This is a genomic window from Methylophaga sp. UBA1464 (assembly GCF_002325665.1).
GTDB lineage: Bacteria > Pseudomonadota > Gammaproteobacteria > Nitrosococcales > Methylophagaceae > Methylophaga.
Window position 1 is genome coordinate 34,518 of the sequence record NZ_DCSO01000052.1, and the last position, 3,257, is coordinate 37,774.

The 3,257-nt window shown below is 43.4% G+C and carries 4 protein-coding genes and 1 pseudogene; all 5 read right to left on the reverse strand.

Going from position 1 to position 3,257, the window contains the following annotated elements; genetic code table 11:
• Positions 1 to 50: 50 nt before the first annotated feature.
• Positions 51 to 155 (reverse strand): annotated as a pseudogene (gene rpmF, locus B3O33_RS06230) (50S ribosomal protein L32); the annotation flags it as partial.
• Positions 156 to 207: 52 nt separating this feature from the next.
• Entirely contained in the window at positions 208 to 714 is a 507-nt protein-coding gene (locus tag B3O33_RS06235) for a YceD family protein (RefSeq protein WP_292359385.1), read from the reverse strand.
• A 119-nt stretch (positions 715 to 833) separates the two neighbouring features.
• Complete coding sequence (gene purF, locus B3O33_RS06240) at positions 834 to 2,342, reverse strand: amidophosphoribosyltransferase (protein WP_292359384.1); 1,509 nt, start codon at positions 2,340 to 2,342, stop codon at positions 834 to 836.
• 18 nt (positions 2,343 to 2,360) lie between these two features.
• A complete protein-coding gene (locus B3O33_RS06245; protein WP_292359383.1) occupies positions 2,361 to 2,852 on the reverse strand; it encodes a CvpA family protein in 492 nt (163 codons plus the stop codon).
• Positions 2,853 to 2,962: 110 nt separating this feature from the next.
• On the reverse strand, positions 2,963 to 3,257 hold a 295-nt coding region (locus B3O33_RS06250; protein ID WP_292363202.1), incomplete at its 5' end, for an SPOR domain-containing protein.

Here is a 3,257-nt window from a genome sequence, read left to right on the forward strand (position 1 = left end):
CCCCGCCCATAGCGTCGATCGAAATTGTTAAAGTCAATTTCTGTTAAGCCTTATTCACTCTTGTCAGCGATGACTTTACGGCCACGATAGTAACCGTCAGCGGTTACATGATGACGACGGTGTAATTCACCTGAAGTNNCCGCGACGTGAAGGACTCTTTTTACTCTTTTGAACAGCCATGGCTTAAACTCCTAAACCCAAAATAAATTACTTTTTCGATTTCAATGCAGATAACACTGCAAATGGTGAGACCGGTTTCTCAGCCTCAATTTCTTCTTCCCCCGCTTGCCATAATTCTTCAGGCAAACATGGATAATCATGTTTTGGCACGATTGGCAAAGCGAGTATCAACTCATCTTCCACAATCTGTGCCGGATCAACTTGTTTTGCATCATTCAAGATCCAAGGCTCATATTGTTCAGCCAGTCCTTCAATCTTTCCTTCGTGTCGTACCAATGCCAGCTTTGTGACTATATCCATTGTATGGGCCATAGGCTCCATACAACGTTCACATAGCAGTTTGACTGTTACAGCAAATTGCCCACGCATAAAAGGTGTGCCGGTCGTATCAATATCAAACAGCATATCGACTTTCACCGTCCCCGAATCGTCATAAAGCATTTCACTCAAACGCGACATTTTACTGACCGGGATTTCGCCCGCTATCTGTAAACCGCTATGAGCAAAACGAAACGGATCTAACTCTTTTGGCAATTGCTGATGCATAATCGACGGGATTATATAAGAATTGGTATCAAACAGCAAAAAGCTGTTTATTCCTGCCGAATTCAGCAGGAAGTGAACTTTTAGAATTGTTGCGATGGACGATGACTTTAAACGTCATTATGCAGCTCAATGGTCACGTTACCTTCTTCAGCACTCTGTTTTGACATGTCATTACGCAGCGCATCAATATAGTACAAGTAGGTCTCATCAATATCACCGGTAATGTAATCGCCATCAAAGCATGAGGTATCAAAACGTTCAACATCACTTTTCTTGTTAATGGCTTCGACCAGATCTTTCAAATCCTGATAAATTAACCAATCCACACCCAGCTCTTCGGCAATTTGTTGGACGTTACGATTGTGCGCGACAAATTCAGATGGTGATGGCATATCTATACCATACACATTAGGGAAACGAACCGGTGGCGCTGCGGATGCCAGGTAGACTTTTTTAGCGCCTGCATCCCGGGCCATTTGCACGATTTGCTGAGAAGTAGTACCACGAACAATTGAGTCATCAACCAGCAGAACATTTTTATCGCGGAACTCCAGATCGATTGCGTTCAATTTCTGCCGAACCGATTTTTTGCGCTGTTGTTGACCTGGCATAATAAAGGTGCGGCCAATATAACGATTTTTAATAAAACCTTCGCGGTATACCACGCCTAAATCATAAGACAGTTGTAATGCAGCACTGCGGCTGGTGTCGGGGATGGGGATCACCACATCAATATCATGGTCAGGAAATTCGCGTTTAATTTTATCCGCCAGTTTGGTTCCCATACGCATGCGGCTTTTATGTACCGAAATACCATCCATCATTGAATCAGGGCGAGCAAAGTATACATATTCAAATATACAAGGTGATTTAATTGGATTTTCGGCACATTGCTTATTATGGAAACGGCCTTCCATATCAATAAAGATGCATTCGCCCGGCTGCACATCACGCATAAATTCAAAATCCAGCGTATCCATGACAACGCTTTCAGAAGCCACAACATATTCGGTGCCTTGCTCGGTCTCACGTTTGCCGATAACCGCAGGACGAATACCGTAAGGATCACGAAACGCCAGCATACCGACACCGGCAATCATGGCGACGGCAGCATATGCCCCTTTACAGCGTTTATGAACTTCGACAACAGCGTTGAAAATATCTTCTGGTTGTGGTTTGAGTTTTCCAGAAGTCTGTAACTCATGAGCCAGTACATTCAGTAAAACTTCCGAGTCGGAGCCGGTATTCAGGTGCCGACGATCGCTTTTAAATAACTGATCAGATAAGAGCTGCGTATTGGTCAGGTTGCCATTGTGTGCCAGTGCGATACCAAAAGGTGAATTGACATAAAAAGGTTGGGACTCAGCTGAGTTGGAGCATCCCGCGGTCGGATAACGAATATGTCCTATTCCCATCGAGCCTTTAAGCCGAATCATATGACGCGTATGAAACACATCTTTTACCAGGCCATTATCCTTACGAAGATAAAACCGTCCGGTTTGGTCACAAGTCATAATGCCCGCAGCATCCTGACCACGATGTTGTTGAACTGTCAGACCATCATATAACGCTTGATTGACTTCTGAATGACCAACGATACCAATAATTCCACACATAAAAACACCCTGTCAGGATTAGTTGAAGTTAACGTGTTCAGCAACATCAGCCGGTAACAGCTGCTTGACCCAAACCGCCAGATCTTCAAAGTGTTGTAACAATAATGAGTTTTGCCACCAACTATCTGATGGCATGGGTGTTACACCTGCAACCAACACCAAAAGTGTAACGATTGCAACACCTCTAAGAATACCGAAAATCACCCCGAGTGCCCGGTCTGTACCGCTAAGCCCTGTTTTTTCAACCAATTGTGAAATCAAATGATTAACCAGGGCACCGAGTATTAATGTGACAACAAATAAGACAAAAAAAGCGATAAATAAACGTATGGTAACTGTATCGATATAGGGCGTTAACAAGCTGGCGAAATTTGCATAAAACATAAAGGCGACCCAAATCGCCACTATCCAGCTGATTAATGAAAGTACTTCTTTTATAAATCCACGAACGATACTGATGCCCGACGAAATCAAAATAATGCCGATTATTAAATAATCTACCCAGTTCATTATGACTCCGCATCGAGCAGCGTGTTAAAAAGAGAATTTTATCAGAATTGCGAAAGCTAACCCAATATATTTACGCTTATCCGATTACAAAAAGATGACCAAAGAATTCATCATGGATAAGGAAATATCTGGGTATTCAAATTCAATTGTTCACGAATTGAAGCCGCGGTTCGTTCCAAAGTAGCTCTATCAGCATCTGGTTGAAGCCTGACACGGTAGATTACAGTCTCTCCTGACCGGGTTTGTTCAATCATCGGTTTATATCCAATATCTTCCAACTGCTTTTTCAGGCTGGTTGCATTGGCTTCTACCGAAAAACTACCCAATTGAAGAATCCATCGTGAAGCTGAGTCAGCTGATGTGGAAGGTTCAGGTTGGCTCACTGGTGGCGGAGACGGTTCGGGG

Bases quoted from the DNA above. Each gene is read 5' to 3' on its own strand.
- purF (WP_292359384.1), bottom strand. From the start codon at position 2,342: ATGTGTGGAATTATTGGTATCGTTGGTCATTCAGAAGTCAATCAAGCG.
- B3O33_RS06245 (WP_292359383.1), bottom strand. From the start codon at position 2,852: ATGAACTGGGTAGATTATTTAATAATCGGCATTATTTTGATTTCGTCG.